The organism is Pseudonocardia sp. P1 (genome assembly GCF_000178675.2).
Classification (GTDB): Bacteria; Actinomycetota; Actinomycetes; order Mycobacteriales; family Pseudonocardiaceae; genus Pseudonocardia.
The window spans coordinates 2,030,797-2,056,414 of sequence record NZ_ADUJ02000001.1; the positions used below are offsets into that span (position 1 = coordinate 2,030,797).

25 protein-coding genes are annotated in these 25,618 nt (G+C 75.1%); 18 read left to right on the top strand and 7 right to left on the bottom strand.

The genetic code is table 11. The features are described 5' to 3' along the window. Positions 1–184: 184 nt before the first annotated feature. A complete protein-coding gene (locus tag PP1_RS08890; protein ID WP_075314056.1) occupies positions 185–637 on the top strand; it encodes a hypothetical protein in 453 nt (150 codons plus the stop codon). Next, positions 634–1,095: a ferritin-like domain-containing protein gene (locus tag PP1_RS08895; protein WP_010236978.1), complete on the top strand. Its 462-nt coding sequence runs from the start codon at positions 634–636 to the stop codon at positions 1,093–1,095. The genes PP1_RS08890 and PP1_RS08895 overlap by 4 nt, the downstream gene beginning before the upstream one ends. A 17-nt stretch (positions 1,096–1,112) precedes the next feature. Here the strand turns inward: PP1_RS08895 and PP1_RS08900 are convergent, their stop codons facing one another. After that, positions 1,113–2,183 (bottom strand): aminotransferase class V-fold PLP-dependent enzyme, encoded by a 1,071-nt coding sequence (locus PP1_RS08900; protein ID WP_249265952.1) that lies wholly within the window; start codon positions 2,181–2,183, stop codon positions 1,113–1,115. A gap of 37 nt (positions 2,184–2,220) precedes the next feature. Between PP1_RS08900 and PP1_RS08905 the strand changes: the two genes are divergently transcribed. Together PP1_RS08905 and PP1_RS08910 are read left to right on the top strand one after the other, a co-directional pair. Further along, a complete protein-coding gene (locus tag PP1_RS08905; RefSeq protein WP_010236985.1) occupies positions 2,221–2,631 on the top strand; it encodes a secondary thiamine-phosphate synthase enzyme YjbQ in 411 nt (136 codons plus the stop codon). Between the two features lie 103 nt (positions 2,632–2,734). Continuing rightward, positions 2,735–3,493 carry a hypothetical protein gene (locus PP1_RS08910; RefSeq protein ID WP_075314055.1) on the top strand — a complete coding sequence of 253 codons (759 nt, stop codon included), beginning with the start codon at positions 2,735–2,737 and terminating at the stop codon, positions 3,491–3,493. 142 nt (positions 3,494–3,635) lie between these two features. Here PP1_RS08910 and PP1_RS08915 read toward each other — a convergent pair whose 3' ends face one another. Further along, a complete protein-coding gene (locus tag PP1_RS08915) occupies positions 3,636–5,381 on the bottom strand; it encodes a proline--tRNA ligase (protein ID WP_193384241.1) in 1,746 nt (581 codons plus the stop codon). Positions 5,382–5,467: 86 nt separating this feature from the next. Here PP1_RS08915 and PP1_RS08920 point away from each other — a divergent pair, with 86 nt between their 5' ends. Continuing rightward, positions 5,468–5,890 (top strand): PPOX class F420-dependent oxidoreductase, encoded by a 423-nt coding sequence (locus tag PP1_RS08920; protein WP_010226025.1) that lies wholly within the window; start codon positions 5,468–5,470, stop codon positions 5,888–5,890. Between the two features lie 10 nt (positions 5,891–5,900). On the opposite strand, the gene metX is transcribed toward PP1_RS08920, so the two are convergent. Further along, positions 5,901–7,040: a homoserine O-acetyltransferase MetX gene (gene metX / locus PP1_RS08925; protein WP_010226027.1), complete on the bottom strand. Its 1,140-nt coding sequence runs from the start codon at positions 7,038–7,040 to the stop codon at positions 5,901–5,903. Positions 7,041–7,085: 45 nt separating this feature from the next. Beyond that, positions 7,086–8,396: a bifunctional o-acetylhomoserine/o-acetylserine sulfhydrylase gene (locus PP1_RS08930; RefSeq protein ID WP_010226029.1), complete on the bottom strand. Its 1,311-nt coding sequence runs from the start codon at positions 8,394–8,396 to the stop codon at positions 7,086–7,088. Between the two features lie 331 nt (positions 8,397–8,727). Here PP1_RS08930 and yaaA point away from each other — a divergent pair, with 331 nt between their 5' ends. The 4 genes from yaaA to PP1_RS08950 all read left to right on the top strand — a co-directional run bounded on the left by yaaA (position 8,728) and on the right by PP1_RS08950 (position 13,482). Beyond that, positions 8,728–9,477: a peroxide stress protein YaaA gene (yaaA, locus tag PP1_RS08935; RefSeq protein ID WP_010226031.1), complete on the top strand. Its 750-nt coding sequence runs from the start codon at positions 8,728–8,730 to the stop codon at positions 9,475–9,477. 70 nt (positions 9,478–9,547) lie between these two features. Further along, positions 9,548–10,018, top strand: a complete 471-nt coding sequence (locus PP1_RS08940) for a hypothetical protein (protein ID WP_010226033.1) — start codon at positions 9,548–9,550, stop codon at positions 10,016–10,018. A 406-nt stretch (positions 10,019–10,424) separates the two neighbouring features. After that, positions 10,425–11,366, top strand: coding sequence for a serine protein kinase RIO (locus tag PP1_RS08945; RefSeq protein ID WP_010226036.1), 942 nt, complete (start codon positions 10,425–10,427; stop codon positions 11,364–11,366). 871 nt (positions 11,367–12,237) lie between these two features. Further along, positions 12,238–13,482, top strand: a complete 1,245-nt coding sequence (locus PP1_RS08950; protein ID WP_050802450.1) for a DEAD/DEAH box helicase — start codon at positions 12,238–12,240, stop codon at positions 13,480–13,482. A 529-nt stretch (positions 13,483–14,011) separates the two neighbouring features. Here PP1_RS08950 and PP1_RS08955 read toward each other — a convergent pair. Next, positions 14,012–14,509 carry a LapA family protein gene (locus PP1_RS08955; protein ID WP_227012667.1) on the bottom strand — a complete coding sequence of 166 codons (498 nt, stop codon included), beginning with the start codon at positions 14,507–14,509 and terminating at the stop codon, positions 14,012–14,014. Positions 14,510–14,646: 137 nt separating this feature from the next. Here PP1_RS08955 and PP1_RS08960 point away from each other — a divergent pair, with 137 nt between their 5' ends. After that, positions 14,647–15,570, top strand: coding sequence for an SCO6745 family protein (locus PP1_RS08960; RefSeq protein WP_075314054.1), 924 nt, complete (start codon positions 14,647–14,649; stop codon positions 15,568–15,570). 1 nt (position 15,571) lies between these two features. Here PP1_RS08960 and PP1_RS08965 read toward each other — a convergent pair whose 3' ends face one another. Then, positions 15,572–16,033 carry a GNAT family N-acetyltransferase gene (locus PP1_RS08965; RefSeq protein ID WP_010240513.1) on the bottom strand — a complete coding sequence of 154 codons (462 nt, stop codon included), beginning with the start codon at positions 16,031–16,033 and terminating at the stop codon, positions 15,572–15,574. 53 nt (positions 16,034–16,086) lie between these two features. On the opposite strand from PP1_RS08965, the gene PP1_RS08970 reads away from it, so the two are divergent. Further along, positions 16,087–17,478 carry a mycothione reductase gene (locus PP1_RS08970; RefSeq protein ID WP_010240514.1) on the top strand — a complete coding sequence of 464 codons (1,392 nt, stop codon included), beginning with the start codon at positions 16,087–16,089 and terminating at the stop codon, positions 17,476–17,478. A gap of 8 nt (positions 17,479–17,486) precedes the next feature. On the opposite strand, the gene PP1_RS08975 is transcribed toward PP1_RS08970, so the two are convergent. Then, positions 17,487–18,296, bottom strand: coding sequence for a lysophospholipid acyltransferase family protein (locus PP1_RS08975; RefSeq protein WP_139323807.1), 810 nt, complete (start codon positions 18,294–18,296; stop codon positions 17,487–17,489). 394 nt (positions 18,297–18,690) lie between these two features. On the opposite strand from PP1_RS08975, the gene PP1_RS08980 reads away from it, so the two are divergent. The 7 genes from PP1_RS08980 to PP1_RS09010 all read left to right on the top strand — a co-directional run bounded on the left by PP1_RS08980 (position 18,691) and on the right by PP1_RS09010 (position 25,618). After that, the gene (locus PP1_RS08980) at positions 18,691–19,422 is read left to right on the top strand and encodes an alpha/beta hydrolase (protein WP_075314996.1); all 732 of its coding nucleotides are present in this window, start codon (positions 18,691–18,693) and stop codon (positions 19,420–19,422) included. A 40-nt stretch (positions 19,423–19,462) separates the two neighbouring features. Next, positions 19,463–20,734, top strand: coding sequence for an NAD(P)/FAD-dependent oxidoreductase (locus PP1_RS08985; protein ID WP_010229885.1), 1,272 nt, complete (start codon positions 19,463–19,465; stop codon positions 20,732–20,734). Beyond that, positions 20,728–21,528 carry a DUF1365 domain-containing protein gene (locus tag PP1_RS08990; RefSeq protein ID WP_010229883.1) on the top strand — a complete coding sequence of 267 codons (801 nt, stop codon included), beginning with the start codon at positions 20,728–20,730 and terminating at the stop codon, positions 21,526–21,528. Before PP1_RS08985 ends, PP1_RS08990 begins: the two co-directional genes overlap by 7 nt. After that, complete coding sequence (locus PP1_RS08995) at positions 21,525–22,823, top strand: SAM-dependent methyltransferase (protein ID WP_010229881.1); 1,299 nt, start codon at positions 21,525–21,527, stop codon at positions 22,821–22,823. The genes PP1_RS08990 and PP1_RS08995 overlap by 4 nt, the downstream gene beginning before the upstream one ends. Positions 22,824–22,832: 9 nt before the next feature. Continuing rightward, positions 22,833–24,206, top strand: a complete 1,374-nt coding sequence (locus PP1_RS09000) for an SAM-dependent methyltransferase (RefSeq protein ID WP_075314053.1) — start codon at positions 22,833–22,835, stop codon at positions 24,204–24,206. 4 nt (positions 24,207–24,210) lie between these two features. Beyond that, on the top strand, positions 24,211–25,041 hold the full coding sequence (locus tag PP1_RS09005) for a DUF1295 domain-containing protein (RefSeq protein ID WP_010239860.1): 831 nt from the start codon (positions 24,211–24,213) through the stop codon (positions 25,039–25,041). Positions 25,042–25,153: 112 nt separating this feature from the next. Then, a complete protein-coding gene (locus PP1_RS09010) occupies positions 25,154–25,618 on the top strand; it encodes a peroxiredoxin (protein WP_010239862.1) in 465 nt (154 codons plus the stop codon).

The window sequence follows — 25,618 nt, forward strand, 5'->3', positions numbered from 1 at the left end:
TCACGGACCGCGGAGCGGTGGCCGGGACGGCGGCGGGGACGACGGCAGGGGCGGCCGACGAGCCTAGCGCGTCGGCCCGGGGATGCGGCGGCCGCCGTCCACCCGGACGGGGGCGGGCGGTCGGTGTGGGGACCCCCGTGACCGGCTGGCAGCATGACCCGGCGTGAGGGACCGGAGACCAACCGTGCCGGCACCGGGGTTCACCCGGCGGCAGGTACTCGGGACGGCGGCGGCCGCCGTGGCGTCCTGGCCGGTCCTGTCCGCCTGCTCCCCCGGCGCCGCCCGGACCGACGACGCCGGCGACGCCCTGCTCGCGATGGCCGACGGCGCCCGGATGGACGCGGCGATGGTCGCCGCCGCCGTGACCGGCGATCCCGCGCTGGCCGGCCGGCTGGAGCCGCTGCGGGCGGCCCGGATGGAGCACGCGACCGCGCTCGACCAGGCCGGCGGGCGCGCGCCGGGCTCGGTGCCCGCTCCCGCGACCCCGCCGGCGGCGGACCTCGCCGCCGTGCGCGACGCCGTCGCCGCCTCCGCGCGGACCGCCGGCGAGGTCGTCCCGCGGGCGTCGGCCCAGCAGGTCGGGCTGGTCGCCGAGGTGGCCGCCTGCTGCGCGACCTACGCGGCGGTGCTGCAGTGAGCCAGGAACAGGACGACTCCGCGGTCCCGCAGGTGACCGTCGACGCGTTGCAGCGGGCGCTCGCGAGCGAGCACGCGGCGCTGTGGGCCTACAAGATGTCGACGGCGTTCGTCCCGGCCGACTGGGCCACGCGGGCCCGCGCCGACATCGAGGCCCACACCACGCTGCGCGGGCAGATCACCCAGACGCTGTCCGACGTGGGGCAGCGCCCAGTGTCGGCGCAGCCCGCGTACACACCGCCGCAGCCGGTCGTCGACGCGGTGTCGGCGGGGGCGCTGCTGGTCTCCGCCGAGACCGACACGATCGCCGCCTGGCGGTCGGTGATGGAGCGCTCGACCCAGACCGCGCTGCGCGAGGCGGGACTGCGCGCGATGATCGACTGCACGGGCCGGCTCGCCTTCTGGCGCACGGTGACCGAGCGCTCCCCCGTCGTCCCGGTGTTCCCCGGCAGGGGCTGACGCCCGGCCCACGGCCCTCAGTCGCGCAACGCGGCGGCGGCCAGGTCGACGTCCTCGGGGGTGTTGGCCAGGTGGAACGCGAGCCGTGCCGCGCCGTCCCGGACCGCGGCGGTGATCCCGGCGGCGGCCAGCCGGTCGGCGGCGCCGTCGGCCCGCACGGAGACGATCGCCGACCCGGTGGGCTCCAGACCGAGCCGCTCCCGCAGGGCGTCGGCGAGCCCGGCGCAGTGGGCGCGCAGGGCCTCCGGGTCGACCGACGCCAGCCACGGCACCGTCACCGCCGACCCCGCGTGCGCGAACCAGACCGGCGACTCCTCCCCGCCGGCCGGCCCCGGGCGCGCGGGCGGGTCCGGCGTGTAGAGGCCGCCGCCCCAACGATCCCGGGTGCCGTACCAGCCGGCGGAGTGCCGCACGACCTCCGGCCAGCGCTCCCCGCCGGGCGGCCCCGCCACCCAGGACGGCCGCTGCGCCAGCCACGCCGTCCCGCGCGGCCCGAGCAGCCACTTGTACCCCGCCCCGACGACGGCGTCCGCTCCCGCCAGGCGGAGCGGGAGCCACCCGGCGGCCTGGGTGACGTCGAGCAGCAGCCGCACGCCGTGCCGCTCGCGGACCGCGCCCAGCGCGTCGAGATCGGCGATCCGGCCGTCGGCGGACTGCACCACCGACACCGCGACGAGATCGTGGCCGGGCGCGTGCCCGGCGAGCTCGGCGAGCGGCACCTCGGTGACCCGCACCCCGCGGTGCGCCTGCAGCGCGAACGGCCGGGTGACCGACGAGAACTCGCCCGCCGCGACCAGCACCCGGGTGCCGTCCGGCACGGCCGCCGCGAGCGGGCCGATCAGCCCGGACGTGGTGGCGCCCTGGGCGACGTCGGCGACCGGGACGCCGGTGATCGCGGCGAAACCCGCGCGGGCGGCCTCCACGTCGTCGTCGAAGTCCTTCGGTGACGCCTCCGCCACCGCCCAGCGCCGCACCGTCTCGGCGACCGCTGCGGAGGCCTCCAGTGTCGGCACCCCGATGCTCGCGGTGTTCAGGTAGCCGGGACGGCGCGGGAGCTCCCGGCCGAACACCGTGATCGTCTCTCCCACGCTGCCCGAGCCTAGCCACCGACCTAGGTTGGACGGCGTGCACAGTGAGCTGATCGAGGTCCGTACCGGCTCCGAGGAGTCCGTGGTGGACCTGACGGGCCCGATCGAGGAATTCCTGTCCGGCGCCGGGGCCGGCGACGGGCTGCTGAACGTCTTCGTCCCGCACGCCACCGCCGGGATCGCCGTGATCGAGACCGGAGCGGGCAGCGACGCCGACCTCCTGGCGCAGCTGCGTCAGGTCCTCCCCGCCGACGACCGCTGGCGGCACCGGCACGGCAGCGCCGGCCACGGGCGGGACCACGTGCTGCCGGCGTTCGTGCCGCCGTCGACCACGATCCCGGTGATCGGCGGACGCCCGGCGCTGGGCACCTGGCAGTCGGTGTGCCTGGTCGACACCAACGTGGACAACCCGACGCGGTCCGTGCGGTTCTCCCTGCTGCCGGGCTGACCGGTCCCCCCCGCGTTCCCCCGGGTCCTCCGCCGGGCGCCCCGGCCCGGCCGTCCGTCGTCCGGTCGGCGGGACCGCGCGGAGGGCGCCGTAGGCTGCGCCGGTGACCTCCGGGTGGACGACCTCGACCAGCCGTCCGGGCGCGGTGTCCGGGGCCCGACCGGCCCAGTCACCGCCGGGCGGCGGCCCGGGGCGCCGGTTCCGGCCGGTGCTGGCCGCCGTCGTGGTGGTGCTGCTCGTGACCGGGACCGTCGCGGCGCTGAGCGGCCCCTCGTCCGGCCCGTCCGGGCCCTCCCCCGCGGCTGCCGCACCCGCGACGTCGGAGGCGTTCGCCGTGACCCCGCCGTCGGGCTGGACCCCCGCGCCCGCCGGGACCGCGCCGCTGGACGTCTTCGGGGTGCCCTTCGTGCGCCTCGCCGAGGTGCCGCCGTTCGCGGCCGGGGAGTGCCCACCTGGCGCCGCGCCGCGCGGGGTCGCCGCGGCGGCACTGGTCGCTGTCCCGGCCGGGACGACGGTCGAGCAGGCCGCCCAGGCGTTCGCCCGGGGCGCCGGGGAGTCCGCCTACGCGGGGTCCACGCCGCAGGTGGCGGTCGGGCCCGCCGTGCCGCGCCCGGGCGGGACCGAGCCGGGCTCGTGGGTGGAGGCGACCGTCCGGACCGACGGCCTCGCCGCCGGGGCCGCCGGATGCCGCGCGACCGACGGCGCGGTCGGGGTGCTCGCCGTGCCCCGCACCCGGGCCCAGGACGGCTCGACCGGGGTGGCGATGCTCGTCACCGCGGCGGACGCCGGTGGCGGGCCGGGCGACCCGGTCCCCGGCACCGACCTCGCCGACCTGGCGACCTCGGCCGTCCCGCCCCCCTGACCCGCCTACGCCGGAACCCGCACCGCACCTCGACCCGGTTCGCACGGGATCGCTCGGCTCGCACGAGGTCCGACCCCGTGCGAACGACCCGACCCCGTGCGAACCCGGTGGCTCCGGGGGCCGGCGCGGGCGGGAGTTCCCGTCAGGCGCCGCGGACGACTCCCGCGACGTGGGCGGCCGCGCCGTCGCGCGGGATCTCGGTCCGCTCGCCCGTCGCACGGTCCTTGAGCTCGATCTTCCCGTCGGCCAGCCCCCGGCCGACGACGACGATCGTCGGCACCCCGACCAGCTCGGCGTCGGCGAACTTGACCCCGGGCGAGGCCTTGCGGTCGTCGAGGATCACCGACAGGCCCTCGGCCTCCAGCTCCGCGGCGAGGACCTCGCCGCCCTCGAGCAGCTCGGCCGACTTCCCGGCGACGACGACGTGCACGTCGAACGGCGCCACCGAGCGCGGCCAGACGAGACCGGAGTCGTCGTGGCACTGCTCGGCGATCGCCGCGACCAGCCGCGAGACCCCGATGCCGTAGGACCCCATCGTGATCCGCACCGGCTTCGAGTCGGGGCCCAGCGCGTCGAGCGAGAACGCGTCGGCGTACTTGCGGCCGAGCTGGAAGATGTGCCCGATCTCGATGCCGCGCGCGGCCTCCAGGACCCCGTCCCCGTCGGGGCTGGGGTCACCGGCGCGCACCTCGGCGGCCTCGATCGTGCCGTCCGGGGTGAAGTCGCGGCCCGCCACGAGGTCGACGACGTGGTGGTCGGCCTTGTCGGCGCCGGTCACCCAGGCGGTGCCGGTGACGATCCGCGGGTCGACGAGGTACCGGACACCGTTCGCGGCCAGCGCCGCCGGGCCGATGTAGCCCTTGACCAGGAACGCGTTGCGGGCGAAGTCGGCCTCCTCCAGGAGCTCGACCTGGGCGGGTTCGAGGGCCGCCTCGAGCCGCTTCATGTCGACCTCGCGGTCGCCGGGCACGCCGACGCCGACCAGCTCCCAGCGCTCCGCACCCGGCTGCCGGGTCTTGACCAGGACGTTCTTCAGCGTGTCCGCCGCGGTGAAGGTCCGGTCGGTGTGCTCGTTGAGGTAGGTCACGAGCGTCTCGATGGTCGGCGTGTCCGGGGTGTGGTGGACCTGGGCCGCGGGCAGCCCGTCGAGCGGGATCGCCGGGGGCGCGGGGGTGGTGACCGCCTCGACGTTCGCCGCGTACCCGCCGGGCCCGCGGACGAACGTGTCCTCCCCCGTCTCCGACTCGGCGAGGAACTCCTCGGACGCCGAGCCGCCCATCGCCCCGGACGTGGCCGCCACGATCACGTACTTCAGCGCGAGCCGGTCGAAGATCCGGATGTAGGTGTCGCGGTGCTTGCCGTAGGACTCCGAGAGCCCCTCGTCGGACAGGTCGAACGAGTACGAGTCCTTCATCAGGAACTCGCGGCCGCGCAGGATGCCGGCGCGGGGCCGCTCCTCGTCGCGGTACTTGGTCTGGATCTGGTACAGGACGACCGGGTAGTCCTTGTACGACGAGTACTCGCCCTTCACCGCGAGCGTGAACAGCTCCTCGTGGGTGGGGCCGAGCAGGTAGTCGCCGCCCTTGCGGTCCTGGATGCGGAACAGCGCCGGGCCGTACTCGGTCCACCGGTTCGTCGCCTCGTAGGGCTCACGCGGCAGCAGCGCGGGGAACTGGATCTCCTGGCCGCCCATGGCGTCCATCTCCTCGCGCACCACGTTCTCGATGCGGCGGAGCACCTTCAGCCCGAGCGGCAGCCAGGAGTAGACCCCCGGGGCGACGCGACGGACGTAGCCGGCGCGGACCAGCAGCTTGTGGCTGGGCACCTCCGCGTCGGCCGGGTCCTCACGCAGGGTGCGCAGGAACAGCGACGACATCCGGGTCAACACCCGGAGAAGGGTAGCGACGCCCCCCGCGGCCGCTCACCCCGGTTCCGGCGGGAACAGTGACCCACGCCATCGGCGTTGGCCCGGGCATGGGAGACGAACAGCACGACCTGCTCGGGAACGCCCGTCAGGGCGTCCTCGCGACCATCAAGCGCAGCGGGATGCCGCAGCTGTCACCGGTCACCCCGTACTACGACCGCGCCGCCGGCACCATCGGCGTCTCGATGACCGAGGGCCGGGCGAAGACGGCGAACCTGCGCCGCGACCCGCGGGCCGCCCTGTCGGTGGAGAGCGCGGACGGTCGCGCCTGGGCGACCGCCGAGGGGCCGGTCGAGCTCGCCGGACCCGACGACTCCCCGGACGGCCCGGCGGTGCAGGCACTCGTCGACTGGTACCGGGCGGCCGCGGGCGAGCACCCGGACTGGGACGACTTCCGCGCGGCCATGGTGCGCGACCGCCGGGTGCTCATGACGATGCACGTCCAGCGGGTCTACGGCGAGCGGATCGGCTGACCGGCACGGGTCAGGGCGCCGGTTCGGCCAGCAGCTCCCCGAGCATCCGCGCGACCGTCGGCGTCTCGACGAGGAACCCGTCGTGCCCGTACGGCGAGTCGATCACCTTCAGCGGGTCCGCGTTCGGGATCCCGGCGGCCAGCTCCTCCTGCTCGGCGAGCGGGTAGAGCCGGTCCGACGTGACACCGGCGACGTAGGTCCGGGCCCGGACCCGGGACAGCGCCGGCGCCGTCCCACCTCGCCCGCGACCGACGTCGTGGTGGTTCATGGCCTGGGTGAGCCGGACGTAGGACGCCGCGTCGAACCGCCGCACCAGCTTGACGGCGTGGTGGTCCAGGTACGACTCGACGGCGTACCGGCCCCCGTCGAGCGGGTCCTCGCCGTCCTGCGGGTCACGGCCGAAGCGGGTCGCCAGCTCGTACCCGGAGCGGTAGCTCAGGTGCGCGATCCGGCGGGCGATGCCCAGGCCGCGCCAGGGACCCTCGGGCAGCTGGTGGTAGTCGCCGCCGTGCCAGTGCGGGTCGGCACGGATGGCCTCGATCTGCGGGGCCGCCCAGCCGATCTGGTCCGCCGACGACCCCGCGGGCCCGGCCAGCAGGAACAGCCGCCGGACCCGGTCGGGCTCGGTCGCCGCCCACTCCAGCGACCGCATCGACCCCATCGAGCCGCCGATCACGCAGGCGAACGCGTCGATGCCGAGCGCGTCGGCGAGGTGCTGCTCGGCGACCACCGAGTCCCGCACGGTGACCAGCGGGAACCGGCTCCCCCAGGTGCGTCCGTCCGGCGCGGTGGAGGCCGGCCCGGTGCTGCCCTGGCAGCCGCCGACCGCGTTCGGGGCGACGACGAACCAGTGCGCCGGGTCCAGCGGCCCGCCCGGCGTGATCAGTCCCGGCCACCAGCCCGCCGTCGGGTGTCCGGGCCCGGCGGGACCCTCGAGGTGGGTGTCCCCGGTCAGGGCGTGCAGCACCAGCACGGCGTTCGAGCCGTCCGGTGCCAGCTCGCCCCACGTCTCGTAGGAGAGCCGCACCCCCGGCAGCTCACCACCCGCCTCCAGTTTCAGCGGGGCGGGGAGGTCGAGGAACCTGCGGCGGCCGGGGTCGTCCCCCTCCCGCCAGGCGCCGCTGGCGGGAGGGAGCGGTGTGTCGTTCACGTCCGACAGGAGATCAGATCCGGGGTTCGTTCCGACAGGCTGCTCTCACGCACCCTTGGACGCGCGGAACCCGGAGTCCAGGTCGGCCTTGATGTCCTCGATCCCCTCGAGCCCCACCGACAGCCGGACCAGGCCCGGGGTGACGCCGGAGGCCAGCTGCTCCTCGGGGTTCAGCTGGCTGTGCGTGGTGGACGCCGGGTGGATCACGAGGCTGCGGACGTCACCGATGTTGGCGAGGTGGCTGTGCAGTTCGAGGGCGTTCACGAACCTCTTGCCCGCCTCGAGCCCGTCGCGCAGCTCGAACGCGACGATCGCGCCGCCACCCTTCGGCAGGTACTTCTGCTGGGCGGCGTGCCACCGCGACGACGGCAGCCCCGCGTAGTGGACCTTCTCGACCTCGTCGCGCTGCTCCAGCCACTCGGCCAGCGCCTGCGCGTTCTGGTTGTGCCGCTCCAGCCGCAGCGACAGGGTCTCGATCCCCTGCAGGATCAGGAACGCGTTCTGCGGGGAGATCGCCGGGCCGAGGTCGCGCAGCAGCTGCACGCGGGCCTTGATGATGTAGGCGATCGGGCCGACGGCGTCGGTGAACACCGCGCCGTGGTAGCTCGGGTCCGGAGTGGTCAGACCGGGGAACTTCGCGGCGTTGCCCACCCAGTCGAACGTCCCGGAGTCGACGATGATCCCGCCGACCGAGGTGCCGTGGCCGCCGAGGAACTTGGTGAGCGAGTGGACGACGATGTCGGCGCCGTGCTCGATCGGACGCACCAGGTACGGGGTCGGGACGGTGTTGTCCACGATCAGCGGCACGCCGGCGTCGTGCGCGACACCGGCCACCCCGGTGATGTCCAGGATGTTGCCCCGCGGGTTGCCCAGCGTCTCCCCGTAGAGCGCCTTGGTGTTCGGGCGGATCGCCGCGCGCCACTCGTCGAGGTCGTCGGGGTCGTCGACGAACGTGACCTCGATCCCCAGCTTCGGGAACGTGTAGTGGAACTGGTTGTACGTGCCGCCGTACAGCGACGCGCTGGAGACGATGTGGTCGCCCGCCTCGGCGATGTTCTGGATCGCGAGCGCCTGGGCGGCCTGCCCGGACGCGACGGCCAGCGCCGCGGCCCCGCCCTCCAGGGCGGCGACGCGCTGCTCCAGGACGTCCTGGGTCGGGTTCATGATCCGCGTGTAGATGTTGCCGAACTCGGCGAGTCCGAACAGGTTCGCGGCGTGGTCGGTGTCCCGGAAGACGTACGACGTCGTCTGGTAGATCGGCGTCGCGCGCGCACCGGTCGTCGGGTCCGGTGCGGCACCGGCGTGGACCTGCTTGGTCTCGAAGGACCAGCCTGCGGTCGGGTCGGGCTCGGTCATGAGGATCTCCTCGGAGAGGTTCGGCCGGGTCGACGCGGTCGAGGCGAGCGGATCGCTCGGGGACGCTGCCGGACGTCGGCGGGCTGTCGTGGGGGCGCGGGCGGCCGCAGGCGAGCGGGGGCCGGGCCCGGGCGCGGGATCAGCGCGGGATCAGCGACGAGGGCGACAGGTCGCGCTCGTGATCCGCATGAAGTCGACGTGCAGTCGCGCCACGAGGCAGGTCACCCGGCCGAACCTAGTCGCGTCGCAGGGGTCGCACAACGCCCGGTCGGGGCGTACCCGACGGGCGCGCCTCCCGGTCCGTCCGGGCCGCGAACTAGGCTGCTCCGCCGTGCTCGTGCTGCTGCCGCCCTCGGAGACCAAACGCGACGGCGGGGACGGCGCGCCGCTCGATCTCGCTGCGCTCTCCCACGACGCCGACCTCGGCGCCGTCCGCAAGGAACTGGTGGGTGAGCTCGTCGCGCTCACCGCCGACCGTCCGGCGGCCCTGCGAGCGCTGGGCCTGTCCGCGGGTCAGGCCGCGGAGGTCGACCGGGACGCAGCGTTGACCACGTCGCCGACGATGCCCGCGCTGGACCGCTACACCGGCGTCCTCTACGACGCCCTCGACTCCGGCTCCTTCACCCTCGCCGTCCGGGACCGGGCCCGGTCCCGGCTGGCGGTCTGCTCGGCCCTGTTCGGGCTGCTCGGGGCCGACGACCCGATCCCCGCCTACCGGCTCTCGGCCTCGGCGAAGCTGCCCGGCTCGGGCACCCTCGCGGCACGGTGGCGACCGGTGCTCGACCCGCTGCTGGCCCGGATCGCCGGCGGCGAGCTCGTCGTCGACCTGCGGTCCGGCGGCTACGCCGCGCTGGGCGCGATCCCCGGCGCGGTGACGGTGAACGTCCTCGCCGTCCGTCCCGACGGCAGCCGCTCGGTGGTCAGCCACCACAACAAGTCGCACAAGGGCGGGCTGGCCCGGCTGCTGGCGACCTCGCGGGCCGAGCCGTCCGACGCCGGGGCGGTCGCCCGGATCGCGAGGCGCGCCGGGCACGCGGTGGAGCGGACCGGGAACCACCTCGACCTGGTGATCCCCGCCTGACGGGCGGTCCCACGATCGGGACCCGACCGGGCATACCGGACACAGCACGCGATCCGGCAGGATCTTCCACATGGTCGAGCAGCTCAACGCCGTCGTGGACACCCTGCACCCGGTCCTGCAGGTCCTCGCCGTGGTGGTCATCGGGATCGTGCCGTTCCTGGAGTCCTACGTCGGCGCTGGCGTCGGGGCCCTCGCCGGGATGCCGGTCGTGCTCGCCGTCACCGCCGCCGTGGTCGGGAACCTGCTCGCGCTGGCCGTCGCGGTCTGGCTGGGCGACCGCGCCCGGCGCGGCCTCACCCGGGGCGGGGAGAAGCCGCAGAGCGAGCGGCGCCGGAAGCTGATCGCCCGGGTCGACCGGTACGGCGTGCCGGTCGCCTCGCTGCTCGCGCCGACCCTGATGGCGATCTCGCTGACCGCCTTCGCCATGGTCGCGGCCGGGCTGGACCGCAGGCAGGTCGTGGTGTGGCAGACCGTGACCGTCGTCGTCTGGGGCGTGCTGTTCGGCGCGCTCGGGCTCGGGGCGCTGAGCGCGCTGGGGTGAACCCGGCGGGCCCGGGGTCTCGGGGGTCTCGCCGCTGCGGAGTGCCCGACCGGTTCGGTCGGCCGGTCGGCCTGTCGTTCGCCTGGTCGGTGGCTCGGCGGACCTGTGGGCCGGCGGACCTGTGGGCCGGCGGGTCGGCGGGTCGGCGGGTCGGCGGGTCGGCGGACCAGGCGCGATAACCGGTGGCGCCCGGGGGGCGACGCCCGGCAGTCTGCTCGTCGCCGGAGGGACCGGTGCGCGGGACGACCGCGCCGAGGGAGCGGGGAGGTGCGTACCGATGGCCGTCACGCCCGTCCGGGTGCGCGCTGCGCGCCCGTCCCGCCCGTCCCCGCCCCGCGGCTGACCCGGCGCCTCCGAGAGGCGTGTCCGGCACCGCGTGGCGCCCTGCCGCCCTCCGGAGCCCACCGTGCACTCCTCGCACTCCTCGCACTCCTCGCACTCCTCACGACCGTCCGAACCCGTCCGCCGCCGTCGCCGCCGATTCGACGACGAGGACACCCCCGGCCGTACCGCGGCCGTCCCCTCCCGCCTGTCCGATCTCGACGGTCGAGCCGGGTCCGACCCGGACGCCCCGCCCGAGGGCGACCGCTGGAGCACCTGGCCGTCGGTGCCCGCCGGATCGCGCGGGCCGCGCCCGTGGCCGTCCTGGCTGGTCACCGCGACCGGCGCCGTCGACCGCGAGCGCGGCGTGCTCAAGACCGGCAAGGAGGCCGACGTCCACCTGGTCGAGCGCGGCCTGCCCGGCCGTCCGGGAGTGCTGCTGGCCGCCAAGCGGTACCGCGACGCCGCACACCGCCTGTTCCACCGCGACGAGGGCTACCTCGAGGGACGCCGCGTCCGGAGGTCCCGGGAGAACCGGGCGATGGCCCGGCGCACGTCCGTCGGCCGCGACATGATCGCGGTCCGGTGGGCGGAGGCGGAGTTCGCCGCGCTGGCCCGGCTGCACGACGCCGGCGCACCCGTCCCGTACCCGGTGTCGGTCGCGGGCACCGAGGTGCTGATGGAGTTCCTCGGCACCCCCGACGGCACCGCGGCGCCCCGGCTGGCCGCGTCCCGCCCGGGGCCCGACGAGCGGGACGCCCTCTGGTCAGGCCTGGCCCGCGCGCTCGGCATCCTGGCCGGCCTCGGGTACGCCCACGGCGACCTGTCCGCCTACAACGTCCTGGTCCACGACGGCCGGCCGGTGCTGATCGACCTGCCACAGGTGGTGGACGTCGTCGGGAACCCGCGGGGGCCGGAGTTCCTGGAGCGCGACGTCCGGCGGATCGGTGAGTGGTTCGTCGCCCGCGGGCTCGACCCGGACGCCCCGGACTCGCTCCTGGCCGACCTGTGCAGCCGTCTGTACTGACGGTCCGGGCCCGCCACCGGGCAGGGCACCCGCGTGCCCTGCCCGGCTCGGTCCGTGGGCTCGCCCCCGCCCTGCGTCCGGCCCCGGCGCCGCAGCCGTCCAGGCCCGGGCACCACCGCACAGGCTCAGGCCCCGCCGCACAGGCACCGCTCCAGCCGCACAGCTACCGGTCCGGCCGCACAGATACCGCCTGAACCGCGCAGGCTCCGGGCCCACCGCACACGGTGCAACCCGTGCGAACACCCGAAACCTGTGCGGGTGTGCCGAGGGGGAGGGCGGGGTGGATGGGGGGCGGGCGTAAGATCGGTGGACGAGCGTCCGGCGTCCGAGCTGCCGGGCCGAGCCTTCCCATCACGGAGCGCGCGCCGCGACGACGCCGAGCCGCGCCCGGGCCCGTCGGCCGAGCACCCGCCATCGCAGAGGTCTCCGCAGGACGTGCCACGTCACGCGAGGAGACCTGTTGTCCAGGCCCCAGTTCCGTCCGCCGTCGCCCGACGCCCCCGAGCGGCGTCCGCGCCGCCGCGCCACCCGCCCGTCGGCGGCGCCCGGTGAGTCGGTCCCCCGCCGCGGCGACGAGCCCCGCGCGGCCCGCCGCGCGAGCGGTTCCCCCGACCGCGGCCCCCGCCACGGCACCGAGCACCGCCCCGGCGGTCCCGGGCACGACGCCGGCGACCGTCCCGGCGGCGCCTCCGGCAACCGTCGCACCGAGCGCGACGGGGGCGGTCGCGGTCGCGGCGGCCGTCGTCGCAGCGGCGGTCAGCAGCAGTCCGGCCGCCCGGCCGGTCCCGCGTCCGGGGGCGGCCGCGCCGGTGGGCAGCGGCAGCGCTCCGCCGACGCCGAGGTCGTCCAGTGGACACCGCCGGCGACGGGCATGCCGTCCTTCGCCGAGCTCGGGCTGCCCGAGGCCCTGGTGAAGTCGCTCGCCGCGCAGGGATTCACCGCCCCGTTCCCGGTGCAGGCCGCCACCCTTCCCGACACCCTGGCCGGGCGTGACCTGCTCGGGCGCGGGCAGACGGGCTCCGGCAAGACCCTGGCCTTCGGGCTCGCGCTGCTCGCCCGGATCGCCGGTGACCGCGCCCGGTCGACCGCACCGCTGGGCCTGGTCCTGGTGCCGACGCGGGAGCTCGCCGGTCAGGTCGTCGACGTGCTGACCCCGCTGGCCGCAGCGGTGAACCTGCGGGTCACCGCCGTCGTCGGCGGTCTGTCGATGAACAAGCAGGTGGCCGAGCTGCGCCGCGGCATCGACCTGCTCGTCGCGACCCCCGGCCGGCTCACCGACCACCTCCAGCAGGGCACCTGCGACCTCTCCGAGGTCACGATCACCGCGCTCGACGAGGCCGACCGGATGGCGGACATGGGCTTCCTGCCGCAGGTCCGCGGGATCCTCGACCGCACCCCGTCCGACGGCCAGCGGCTGCTGTTCTCCGCCACCCTCGACGGCGAGGTCGACACCCTCGTCCGGCGCCACCTCACCGATCCGGTCACGCGCTCGGTCGCGCCGCCGACGGCGAGCGTCGACACGATGGAGCACCACGTGCTCGTCGTCGGCAAGGACGACCGCTCCCGGGTGATCGCCGAGATCGCCGCCCGCGAGGGCCGGACAATCATGTTCGTGCGCACCAAGCACGGCGCCGACCGGATGGTGCGGGTGCTGCGCCGCCAGGGTGTCGCGGCCGGTCCGCTGCACGGAGGGCGCTCGCAGAACCAGCGCAACCGAGCCCTCGACGAGTTCCGCACCGGCGAGGTGCCGGTGCTGATCGCGACCGACGTGGCCGCCCGCGGCATCCACATCGACGACGTCGGCCTGGTCGTCCACGTCGACCCGCCGGCCGACCCGAAGGCCTACCTGCACCGCGCCGGCCGGACCGCCCGGGCCGGGGAGGAGGGCGTCGTCGTCACGCTGTCCGCGCCGGAGCAGCGCGCCGAGGTGGACCTGCTCACGAAGCAGGCGGGGGTGCGTCCCGAGGTCGCGACCGTGACGCCCGGCCACCCGGACCTGGTGCGTGTCACCGGAGCGCGGGAGCCGTCCGGTGAGCCGATCGTCGTCGCCAAGCCGGCACAGCCGAAGCCGAAGCCGCGGGGCGGTCGCCCCGGCGCCGGGCGACGCCGCCGCTGACCCGTCGGCCGGACCGGCGACGCCCGGTCCGGCCGTACAGATCGTCTCCGCGCCGCGCGCGGTCCGTGGCTACCGCACGGACTCTGTGGTCGCTGCACAGCGTCGTGGCAGCCGCGCGGGTTCAGTCGCCACCGCGCAGGTTCCGTAGCCGCGGCGCAGGCTCCGTAGCCGCACAGGCCCGTAACCCCCGCACAGGTTCCGGCGCCGCCGTGCAGGCTCCGTCGCCGCACAGGTTCCGGCGCCGCCGCGCAGGCTCCGTCGCCGCACAGGCCCGTAACCCCCGCGCAGGTTCCGGCGCCGCCGCGCGGATTCCGCCGTGGTGCTCGGTTCCTTCACCGCGGCCGGACAGGCTCCGCGGCGCCGCACAACTTCGGATCCCCCCGCACACGTTCGGATCACGCCGCACAAGTCACAGCCTGTGCGGACGCCACCGTGCGTGTGCGAATGCACGGGACCTGTGCGGATGCGCCGCGACCTGTGCGGATGCGCCGTGATCTGTGCGGGGGCGCAGACACGGAGGCTCCGGGGGTCAGGTGCGGCGGGCCTCGCGGCGCAGCTGCAGGATCCGGCCCGTCCCCGGGACGGCGACGAGCAGGACCCCGGCGATCGCGGCGAACAGCAGCGCGACGCCGGTCGGCAGCGTCCCGGTCAGCCACAGGAAGTTGATCACGACCGGCTCGGTGTTCTGCAGGATGAACACCAGCAGGAAGATCAGCACGACCGCGGACAGGATCAGCGCCGCCCACAGACCACCGGTGCGTGTGTTGGGGATCCTCCGCCGCACGGTCGGGGTGTCGTCACCGGCCGGACCGTCACCGGCGGAACCGGCGGAACCGGCCGCACCCCCGGCGCCCCCGGCACCCCCGGCACCGTCGCCCGTCGGGACGGCGACGGTCGGCTGCTCCGAGCGCTCCACCTCGCCGGACGGGACCCGCATCGCGGGATGGGTCGCGGGATCGGCCGTGGGGTCCTCCGGACCGACCCGGCCCCAGGCCGGCGCGTCCCCGCCCCGTCGATCGTCGCTCATCCGCACTCGTCCTCCTCGTCGTCCCTGCGCCCGGCGCGGCAGGAGTATCGCGCACGACGCCGTCCGGGGTGCCGCGGCGCGCTCGGTCGTGCACGATCGGTCACCGCAGCGCCGCAGCCGTCGTCAGGAGGACCCCCGTGGACCACGCCGAAGCCGTGCGGATCTTCTTCGCCGCCGCGCCCGAGGGGGTGACCGTCCCCGGCGCCGTCACGGGCGGGAGCCCCGCCCGCGCGCTGCGCGACGCGCTCGAACCGCTCGCGATGCACGACGTCTGGTCGTCGCGGGTCGGCGAGGCCGCCGCCGCGCACGGGCACGACTTCTTCTCGGCCTACGTCACCGGCCGTGCGGCCCCGTTCGGTGCCGACGCGCCGCCGGAGCTGGTGGCCGCCGCCTTCGCCGTGTTCGAGCCGGGGTTCGTCGGGGACACCTGGGAACGCGGGCGCGCCCTGCTCCCGATCGAGGACCTGCAGCGCCTGCGCGAGGACGCGACCGTCGAGAGCCTGCAGGAGATCATCGGCGACGACCCCGATGTCGCCCCGGTCGCGGCGGTCCTCGAACGCGCCGTCGACGCCGTCGCCGGTGCCGGGCGGCCGCTGTTCGCCGCGCTGCGGGCACGCCCCCGCCCCGGGCATCCGGCCGGACGGCTGTGGCGGGCCGCCGACCTGGTCCGCGAGCACCGCGGCGACGGCCACGTGGCGGCGAGCGTCGCGGCCGGGCTCGACCCGGTGCGGATGGGGATCCTCGCCGAGCTGTGGGTCGGCTACCCGCTCGGCGAGTACTCCGGGACCCGGGCCTGGCCCGAGGAGTTCGCCACGGCGGGTGCACACCGCCTCGCCGACGAGGGCCTGATCACCACCGCAGCCCCGGGCGCGGAGCTCACCGACGCGGGCCGGGCCTTCCGGGACGGCGTCGAGGCCACCACCGACGCCTCCCAGGCCGATCTGCTCACTGCGCTCGGCCCGGACCTGGAGCACGTCACCGCGGCGCTGAACCGCTGGTCCGACGCGTGCGTGGCGGCCGGGGCGTTCCCGCCCGACGTCCGCAAGCGCGCCGCGGGCTAGCTCACGCGCGCCGCATGGGCAGGTGCGGGATGCCGTCCTCGACGAACCCCTCCCCCGCCACCACGAACCCGTGCCGCTCGTAGAAGGCGGCCTGGACCTCCTGGGCGTCCAGCACGCAGGTCCCGGACCCGACCTCGGCCAGCGCGGCGTCCATCAGCCGGTGCCCGAGGCCCTGGCCACGGGTGTCGGCCCGGGTGCAGACCCGGCCGATCCGGTACCCGCCGCCGGGCTCCTTCAGCAGCCGCAGCGTGGCGAGGATCTCGACGGTGTCCCCGGCGTCGCGGGCCAGCCAGTAGTGCCGGGTGCGGGGCTCGAGGTCGCGCCCGTCGAGCTCCTGGTACGCGCACTCCTGCTCGACCACGAAGATCTCGGTACGCAGCGCGAGCAGCGCGTACAGGGTGGCGAGATCGAGATCGGAGGCCCAGCTGCGGCGCACCGTCGCGCCCGGGGTGTGCACGGTCATCCGCTGTGGGTACCAGAGCCTCGTGAGCATCCGGAAGCGGTTAGCCTCGAGAGGTGGCCCACCATGATCTGGTCGTCATCGGCACCGGTTCCGGAAACACCTTCCTCGACGAACGCTTCGCCGGGCTCGACGTGGCACTGGTCGAGCACGGGGTGTTCGGCGGGACGTGCCTGAACGTCGGCTGCATCCCGACGAAGATGTACGTCTACGCCGCCGACGTCGCCGAGACGATCCGGCACGCGCACACCTACGGCGTCGACGGGTCGGTCGACAAGATCCGCTGGACCGACATCCGGGACCGGGTGTTCGGCCGGATCGACCCGATCTCGGAGGGCGGCCGGGAGTACCGCGTCGAGCGCAGCCCGAACGTCACCGTCTACTTCGGGCACGCCCGGTTCACCGCGGACCGCGAGCTCGCCGTCGAGCGCACCGACGGCTCGGGCACCGACACGATCACCGCCGACCGGGTGGTGATCGCGGCCGGGTCGCGCCCCGTCGTCCCGGAGGCCGTCACCGCGTCCGGGGTGCCGTTCGAGACCTCCGACACGGTCATGCGGGTGGACGACGTCCCGCGGCGGCTGGTGATCCTCGGGGGCGGGTACATCGCGGCGGAGTTCGCGCACGTGTTCTCCGCGCTCGGGGCCGAGGTCACCGTCGTCGCCCGCGGCCCGAAGCTGCTGCGCCACCTCGACGAGACCCTCGCCGACCGGTTCACCGAGATCGCCACCTCGCGCTGGGACTGCCGGCTCGGCCGCCAGGTCACTGCCCTGTCCGGCGACGGGACCGGCGGGCCCGGCGAGGTCACGCTCACCCTCGACGACGGCTCCGAGGTCGTCGCGGACACCCTGCTCGTCGCCACGGGACGGGAGCCGAACGGCGACCGGATGGACCTGGACCGGGCCGGCGTCACCGTGCACGACGACGGGCGGGTCGCGGTCGACGAGTTCCAGCGCAGCGTGTCCGCCGAGGGGGTCTGGGCGCTCGGCGACGTGTCGTCGCCGCACCAGCTCAAGCACGTCGCCAACCACGAGGCCAAGATCGTCGGCCACAACCTGGCGCACCCCGAGGACCTGCGCGCCACGAGCCACGCGTTCGTCCCGGCCGCGGTCTTCACCGAGCCGCAGATCGCCTCGGTGGGCCTGACCGAGGCGGAGGCCAGGGACCAGGGGCTGGACGTCACCGTCAAGGTGCAGAACTTCGGCGACGTCGCCTACGGCTGGGCGATGGAGGACCGGACCGGCGTCTGCAAGATCGTCGCCGAGAAGGGCACCGGGCGGCTGCTCGGGGCGCACCTGCTCGGCCCGCAGGCGTCCACCCTGATCCAGCAGCTGATCCAGGCGATGGTGTTCGGGCAGACCGCCGGCGAGCTGGCCACCGCGCAGTACTGGATCCACCCGGCGCTCCCCGAGGTCGTCGAGAACGCCCTGCTCGGCCTGGAGGTCTGACCCGGGGGTCAGCTCGCGGCGCGCCCGGGCCCCTCGACCGGCTCGCCCGGGGCCTCCGGGCGAGCCCCCAGCTCGGGGTCGTAGGGCGTCGCCGGGCGGGTCTCGTCGCGCAGCCCCTCCAGCAGCGTCGTGACCTCGTCCATGATCTTCTTCGTGGCCGCGTCCAGCGTGGTGCGGGTCAGCGGCTTCCCCGCGAACTCCGAGAGATCGACGGGCGGCCCGAGTGCGATGCCGATCCGCTTGCGCGGGAACAGCTTCGGCCTGCCCTCGGCGGGCAGGAAGTCCTGGGTGCCCCAGTTCGCCATCGGGATCACCGGGGCGCCGGAGCGCAGCGCGATCCGCGCCACACCGTTCTTCGGCTTCATCGGCCAGCCCTCGGGATCGGCCGTGTACGTGCCCTCCGGGTAGACGGCGACGACCTCGCCCCTGCTCAGCGCGTCGATCGCGCCGGTGAACGACTCCCCCACCCGCTTGGACGCCCGGTACACCGGGATGTGCCCGCCCTGGCCGAGCACCCACTTCACCACCGGGACGTCCCAGAGCTCGCCCTTCGCCATGAACCGCGGGATCCGCCCGTGCGTCGTGCCGAACGCGATGTCGAAGATCGGGTCGGAGAACGAGACGTGGTTGCCGACGAGCAACGCACCCCCGGTGCGGGGCAGGTGCTCGGCACCGCGCCAGCCGAGGCGGGTGCCCCACAGCACGATCGGCCAGATCACCGCGATCGCCAGCCCGAACCAGAACCCCGACCCACGACGGCGGCGCCGCAGCGTCGCCGCGATCCGACCGCGCACCGTCAGCTCCGGTGGCATGCCCATCGTCCGTACCCCTCTCCGGCCCGCACGGGCCCGGTCCCGTCGCGCACATCCTGGCCCGCCGACCGCGGCCGGCTCGACCGGGGCGGCGGTGGTGGCGGCCACCCCGCCCGCCGGACCACATCCTGCGCGGCGGCCCCGGCACCCGCGTCCGTGCTCCTACCGGGCGGGCGCCGCCGGCCCCACGACCTGTGACAACGCTCGCAGACCGCCGTCCCCGCCCGCTTCGCCGCGCGGGGAGCTGTTCCACCGAAATACGATCCCGGGTGCGGACCGTGATCGGGCGCCGCCCGGATGTGACGTCGGTCCCACCGGATCGGCCGGTCCGGGCCCGGCGGACGAACCACACGACGCGACCGTCCCGGTGCCCCGCGCACCCCGTCCCCGTGAGGTGGCCGTGCCCGATCCGTTCCCCCGGCTGGAGACGACCGGTGCCGCGCGCACCGGCCCGGCGGCCGTCGTCCTGGTCGCGCACGGCGGCAAGGCCCACTCGACGGCGCCGTCGCCGCGCCGCGGGCTCGCCCACTGGCGGATGCTGCCGTTCGCCCGCGCCGTCGAGGCGGGCGGCCGCGGCCTGCGCACCGAGCTCGGCGAGGGCGTCGCGGTCCACGTGCTGCGGTACCGGGTGAAGGGCTGGAACGGGCAGGCCATGGACGCGTTCCGCGACGTCGAGTGGGCGCTCGGCGAGCTCGGCCGCCGCTCCCCGGGCCGCCCGGTCGCGCTGGTCGGGCACTCGATGGGCGGCCGCGCGGTGCTGCGCGCCGCGGGCGGGCCCGGTGTCGTCGCCGTCTGCGGGCTCGCGCCGTGGCTGGACGGCTCGGACCCGGTCACCCAGCTCGCCGGCCGTGCGGTGCTGATCGCGCACGGCGACCGCGAGCGGATGACCGACCCGGCCGCGTCGTACGCCTACGCCCTGCGCGCCCGCGAGGTCACCCCGCGGGTGGCGCGGTTCGACGTGCTCGGCGACGGCCACGCCATGCTCCGCCGGGCCGGGGACTGGACGTCGCTGGTGTCCCGGTTCGTGCTCGGCGAGCTCGGGGCCGAACCTCTCGACCCGTCGATCACGAATGCCATGGCGGAACCGGCCCCGGACGGGCTGCGGGCCGCGCTCACCCCGGCGCGCGGCTGAGCCCGGCGGTGGATCCGACGCGAGAAGGAGTGGTGAGCCGATGACCGGCCGACCGACCGTCGCGGTGGTGGGCAGCGGGGTGTCCGGCCTGACCGCCGCGTACCTGCTGTCCCGCACGCACGACGTCACCCTGTACGAGGCGGACGACCGCCCAGGCGGCCACGCGCACACCCACGAGCTGGCGACGTCGGACGGCGGGATCAGCCGCGTCGACACCGGCTTCATCGTGCACAACGACCGCACCTACCCGAACCTGCTGCGGCTGTTCGGCGAGCTGGGCGTGTCCACGCAGGACTCCGACATGTCGATGTCGGTGCGCTGCGACGGCTGCGGGCTGGAGTACGCCGGAGCGCAGCGCATCGGCGGATTGTTCCCGCGGGCGTCCAACGCGGTCCGGCCGCAGTACCTGCGGATGCTCGGCGAGGTGGTCCGGTTCCACCGGCACGCCCGCCGGGTGCTGGCCGACGAGGCGGCGGGCGACGTCACCCTCGGTGCGTTCCTCGCCATCGGCGGCTACTCCCGCTACTTCGTGCAGCACTTCATGATCCCGGTCGTGTCCTGCGTGTGGTCGGCGGGCGCGGCGCTGTCGATGAGCTACCCCGCCCGCTACCTGTTCACCTTCCTCGACCACCACGGGATGCTGGCGATCGGCGGCTCGCCGCAGTGGCGCACCGTCACCGGCGGGTCGCGGTCCTACGTGGACCGGATCGTCAAGCAGCTGCCCGCGGTGCGGACCGGCACCCCGGTGCGGTCGGTGCTGCGCACCCCGGCCGGCGTCGAGGTCCGCGACGACGGCGACGCGGTCGCCGCGTTCGACCGGATCGTCGTCGCGACCCACCCCGACCAGGCGCTGCGGCTGCTCGGCGACGACGCGACCGCCGCCGAGCGTGAGGTGCTGGGTGCGTTCGAGTACTCGCGCAACGAGACCTGGCTGCACCACGACGCCTCGCTGCTGCCGCGTGCCCGCGGCGCCCGGGCGTCGTGGAACTACCTGAAGCCGGCCTGCGCCGACTCCGCGGAGGCGCCGGTGCTGGTCAGCTACGACATGAACCGCCTGATGCGGCTCACCGACCCCGACGACTGGGTCGTCACGCTGAACGGGTCGGGCCGGGTCTCCCCGGACGCCGTCGTCGCCCGGATGCAGTACGAGCACCCGATCTACACGCCCACCTCGGTCGCCGCACAACGCCGCCTGCCGGAGCTCGACACCCCGGTGACCGCGTTCGCGGGGGCGTACCACGGCTGGGGCTTCCACGAGGACGGGTGCGCCTCCGGTGTCCGCGCGGCCCGCGCGCTGGGTGTCGCATGGTGACCCCGGCGCTGTACGACGCCGAGGTCCGGCACGCCCGCCGCCGCGACCTCGAGACCGCCTTCGCGCACCCGACCTACCTGTGGCTGGTCGATCTCGACGAGCTGCCGCGGCTGCCCCGGTGGCTGCGCCCGTTCGCCCGGTTCCGCGCCGCCGACCACTTCGGCGACCCGGACCGCACGATCCGGGCGAACGTCGACACCTTCCTCGCCGCGCACGGCATCGACCTGGCGGGCGGGCGGGTGTCGATGCTCGCGAACGCCCGGGTGCTCGGCCACGTGTTCAACCCGATCTCGGTGTTCTGGTGCCACCGCGCCGACGGCTCGCTCGCCTGCGTGATCGCGGAGGTGCACAACACCTACGGCGAGCGGCACTGCTACCTGCTGCAGCCCGGCGACGGGGACGGCGACGGGCGGTACCGCGCGGCCAAGGAGTTCTACGTCTCCCCGTTCCTGACCGTGGACGGCCACTACACGATGCGGCTCCCGGAGCCCGGCGAGCGGCTCGGGATCGCGGTCACCCTGCACCAGGAGGGCGCACCGGCGTTCGTCGCGACCCTGACCGGCCGCCGCCGCACGGCGACGCCGCGGGAGGTCGCGCGCACGGTGCTGCGCAGGCCACTGGTGACGCTCCGGACGTCCGCACTGATCCGGCGGCACGGCATCGCGCTGTGGCTGCGCCGACTGCCGATCGTGGCCCGGCCCACGCGGCCACCGCAGAACCAGACGAGCCAGCTGGACGAACAACAGCAGGAGTCCCGCGCAGCCGACCGTTCCGAGGAAGGGGTCACGCGATGACCATGCAGCACGACCTGTCCCGTGACGACTCCCCGCGGCCGGCCGGCCGGCCGCGCACCCGCGCCGTCCCCCGCCCGAACGAGGGGATCTGGCCGGGACTGGCCACCCCGCCGTCGGCGCCGGTGAAGGCCCGGATCGCGGAGTCGTTGTTCCGCAACGCCGTCCGCAGGCTGCCGGTACGGGTGGTGTTCCCCGGGGGCGAGCGGATCGGCTCCGGCGGGACCGACTCGCCGGTGATGCGGATCGAGCGCCCGGCCGCGTTCTTCGCCCGGCTCGGCGCCGACTCCAAGATCGGTTTCGGCGAGTCCTACATGGCGGGCGACTGGACGACGACCGACCTGCCCGGCCTGCTCACCCCGTTCGCCGCCAGGCTGTCGACGCTGATCCCGCCGGTGCTGCAGCGCCTGGCCCGCCGGTACGTGGAGGCCCGCCAGCCCCGCGAGGAGGTCAACTCGCTGGAGGGGTCGCGGGAGAACATCCACCGCCACTACGACCTCTCCAACGACCTGTTCGCGCTCTTCCTGGACGAGACCATGTCCTACTCCGCGGGCTGGTTCGCCGACGGTTCCGACGACCTGGTGCTCGCCCAGGAGCGCAAGATCGACGGCATCCTCGACATGGCGGGCGTCCGCGACGGGATGCACGTGCTGGAGATCGGCACCGGCTGGGGCGGTCTCGCGACCCGCGCCGCGCAGCGCGGGGCCCGCGTCACCACGCTCACCATCTCGGAGGAGCAGAAGACCCTCGCCGAGCAGCGGATCGCCGAGGACGGCGTCGCCGACCGGGTGCAGGTGCTGCTGCGCGACTACCGCGAGGCCCGGGGCAGCTACGACGCCGTCGTCTCGGTGGAGATGGTCGAGGCGGTCGGCGAGGCGTACTGGACGACCTACTTCGCCGCGCTGGACCGGCTGCTCGCACCGGGCGGGCGGGTCGGCCTGCAGTCGATCACGATGCCGCACGACCGGATGGTCGTCGCCAAGGACGACTACACCTGGATCCACAAGTACGTCTTCCCCGGTGGCCTCATCCCGTCGGTCACGTCGATCGAGCGCAACCTGGCGGCCGACACCACGCTGCACGTCGCCGAGCGCCGCAGCCTGGGCTTCGACTACGCCCGCACCCTCGGCCACTGGCGCGAGCGCTTCCTGGACCGCTGGGACGACGTCGAGGGGCTCGGGTTCGACGAGACCTTCCGCCGGATGTGGGAGTTCTACCTGGGCTACTGCGAGGCCGGGTTCCGGGTCGGCTACCTCGACGTCTTCCAGTTCTCGCTGCAGCGCAAGCCGTCCTTCTAGAGGAGAAGCATGTCCCCCACCCCCGCCCAGCGGCTCGCGTCCCTGCTGGAGGACGTCCTCGGCGCCCCGCTCCCGGTGCGGCTGCGCGCCTGGGACGGCAGCGAGGCCGGTCACCCGGGTTCCCCGGACGACCCGCACCCGCCGACGGTGATCGTCCGGCGCCGGCGCGCGCTGCGACGCCTGCTCTGGTCCCCGGGCGAGCTGGGGCTGGCCCGCGCGTTCGTCTCCGGTGACCTGGACGTCGACGGCGACGTCGCCGACGGGCTGTCCCGGTTCTGGCAGCTGGCCCGCCCCGGTTCCGGGGCGGTGCGGCCGGACCTGCGGCAGAAGGTGTCCGCGCTGCGCACCGCGGCCCGGCTGCGCGCCGTGGGCCCGCCGCCGAAGCCGCCCGCCTCGGAGGCCAGGCTCGGCGGCCGCCTGCACACCCGCCGGCGGGACTCCGACGCGATCAGCCACCACTACGACCTCTCCAACGAGTTCTACGCGTTCCTGCTGGACCCGCAGATGGCGTACTCGTGCGGCTACTGGACCCGTGACGAGGGCCCCGACTACACCCTGGTCGACGCGCAGCGCGACAAGCTGGACCTGATCTGCCGCAAGCTCGGGCTCGGGCCCGGGATGCGGCTGCTCGACGTCGGCTGCGGCTGGGCGTCGCTACTGGTGCACGCCGCCGAGCACTACGGCGTGCACGCCACCGGGGTGACGCTGTCGGCACAGCAGCGCGACTACGGCGTGGAGCGGGTCCGTCGCGCCGGCCTGTCCGACCGGGTCGAGATCCGCCTGCAGGACTACCGCGAGATCGACGACCAGCCGTTCGACGCGGTGGCCTCGATCGAGATGGGCGAGCACGTCGGCCAGGACAACTACCCCGTGTACGCGGAGCGGCTGCACCGGCTGCTGCGCCCGCACGGCCGGCTGCTGCTGCAGCAGATGTCGCGCGGATCGGCGGGCGCGAACACCGCCCCGGGCGGCGGGGCGTTCATGGAGTCCTACGTCGCCCCGGACATGTACATGCGCCCGCTCGGCGAGACCCTCGGCTTCCTGGAGCGTGCCGGGCACGAGATCGTCGACGTGCACTCGCTGCGGGAGCACTACGTGTGGACGGTCCGGCCCTGGCTGGAGACCCTGCAGCGGCACCGCGAGACCGCCGTCCGGATGATCGGTGAGGAGCAGTGGCGGATCTGGCTGCTGTACCTGGCCGGGGCCGCGCTGGCCTTCGAGGAGAACCGGATGGGCGTGCACCAGGTCCTCACCGTGCGCCCCGGGACCGACGGCACCTCCGGGCTGCCGCGCAGCCGCTCCGGGATCCTGGGCCGCGACCCCGCCCTGGACCCGGTCCCGGCGGCTCCGGCGCGCGAGCAGGACCCCGCCACCGCAGGATGATCACGTGAACCCGTACCCCTGGACCGCCCTGGCCGCGAACCTCGGCGTCACCCTGGCCGCCGTCCTCGTGCTGATGGTCGTGGCGCTCGCGGTCGGCGTGCGGCGCGGCCGGCACGACGGCGTCGATGTCGTCTGGGGGCTCGGGTTCGTCCTGATCGCGCTGGTCAGCGCGGTGACGGCGACGCTGCTCGATCCCTCCGGGGACGCCTGGCGACGGGTGCTGGTGGTCGTTCTCGTCACCGTCTGGGGTGGCCGGCTGGCCCGGCACATCGCCCGGCGCAACCACGGGAAGCCGGAGGACCGGCGCTACGTCGATCTCCTCGCCCGCGCGCCCGGGAACCCGGCGGCGTACGCGTTCCGGAAGGTCTACCTGACCCAGGGCGCGGTCATGTGGGTCGTGTCGCTGCCGGTGCAGATCGCGCCGTACGGGGCGGTGGGGACCTGGGGCGTGGTCGTCACCGTGCTCGGGATGCTGGTCTGGGCGGTCGGGTTCGGCTTCGAGGCCGTCGGCGACGCCCAGCTGGCCCGGTTCACCGCCGACCCCGCGCACCGCGGCGAGGTCCTCGACTCCGGGCTGTGGCGCTACACGCGGCACCCCAACTACTTCGGCGACGCGTGCGTCTGGTGGGGGCTGGGGATCCTGGCCCTGGCCCATCCGGCCGGGCTGATCGGCCTGGTCGGCGTCGCCGTCATCACGGCCAACCTGGTCAAGGGCACGGGCGCCGCACTGCTGGAGCGCGACATCGCCGACCGGCGCCCCGGCTACGCCGACTACGTCCGCCGCACCAGCGGGTTCCTCCCCCTCCCGCCGCGCGCGCCCCGCCCGCAGCCGTGACCCGCCTGCGGGATCATCGGACGCACCCGGACGCCGAACCGGCACGGTCCGCGGACCGAACGTCACGGCGAGACCGTTCCCCTTCCAGCCCTTCCCAGCCCGAGGAGACACCATGGCCGTCGGCGACCTCGCCACCGACTTCGAACTGGCCGACGAGACGGGCGCCCCGCGCCGTCTCACCGACCTGCTGGCCGCCGGCCCGGTCGTCCTGTTCTTCTACCCCGCCGCGATGACGGGCGGCTGCACCCAGGAGGCCTGCCACTTCCGCGACCTCTCGGCGGAGTTCGCCGAGCTGGGCGCGCAGCCCGTCGGGATCTCCAGCGACCGGCCGGACAAGCAGAACATGTTCGCCGCCGCGAACGGCTTCGGCTTCCCGCTGCTGTCCGACGCCGACCACACCGTCGCGAAGTCGTTCGGCGCGTGGCGGGCGTGGCTGCCGGGCAACTTCCACACCCGGCGCCGCACCTTCGTCATCGGCACCGACCGCCGGATCCTCGCCGAGATCGGCTCCGAGACGGCGATGACGAAGCACGCCGACGACGCGCTGGCCGCGCTGCGCGAGCGGCGGGCCGCGTAG

What these genes read in the sequence shown, in the direction of transcription:
- PP1_RS08965 (WP_010240513.1), bottom strand. Translation starts at nt 16,033, where the DNA reads ATGACCGTGCACACCCCGGGCGCGACGGTGCGCCGCAGCTGGGCCTCC.
- PP1_RS08995 (WP_010229881.1), top strand. Translation starts at nt 21,525, where the DNA reads ATGACCATGCAGCACGACCTGTCCCGTGACGACTCCCCGCGGCCGGCC.
- PP1_RS08975 (WP_139323807.1), bottom strand. Translation starts at nt 18,296, where the DNA reads ATGGGCATGCCACCGGAGCTGACGGTGCGCGGTCGGATCGCGGCGACG.
- PP1_RS08920 (WP_010226025.1), top strand. Translation starts at nt 5,468, where the DNA reads ATGGGAGACGAACAGCACGACCTGCTCGGGAACGCCCGTCAGGGCGTC.
- PP1_RS08950 (WP_050802450.1), top strand. Translation starts at nt 12,238, where the DNA reads ATGCCGTCCTTCGCCGAGCTCGGGCTGCCCGAGGCCCTGGTGAAGTCG.
- PP1_RS09000 (WP_075314053.1), top strand. Translation starts at nt 22,833, where the DNA reads ATGTCCCCCACCCCCGCCCAGCGGCTCGCGTCCCTGCTGGAGGACGTC.
- PP1_RS08985 (WP_010229885.1), top strand. Translation starts at nt 19,463, where the DNA reads ATGACCGGCCGACCGACCGTCGCGGTGGTGGGCAGCGGGGTGTCCGGC.
- PP1_RS08955 (WP_227012667.1), bottom strand. Translation starts at nt 14,509, where the DNA reads ATGAGCGACGATCGACGGGGCGGGGACGCGCCGGCCTGGGGCCGGGTC.
- PP1_RS08930 (WP_010226029.1), bottom strand. Translation starts at nt 8,396, where the DNA reads ATGACCGAGCCCGACCCGACCGCAGGCTGGTCCTTCGAGACCAAGCAG.
- PP1_RS08990 (WP_010229883.1), top strand. Translation starts at nt 20,728, where the DNA reads ATGGTGACCCCGGCGCTGTACGACGCCGAGGTCCGGCACGCCCGCCGC.
- PP1_RS08940 (WP_010226033.1), top strand. Translation starts at nt 9,548, where the DNA reads ATGGTCGAGCAGCTCAACGCCGTCGTGGACACCCTGCACCCGGTCCTG.
- PP1_RS09010 (WP_010239862.1), top strand. Translation starts at nt 25,154, where the DNA reads ATGGCCGTCGGCGACCTCGCCACCGACTTCGAACTGGCCGACGAGACG.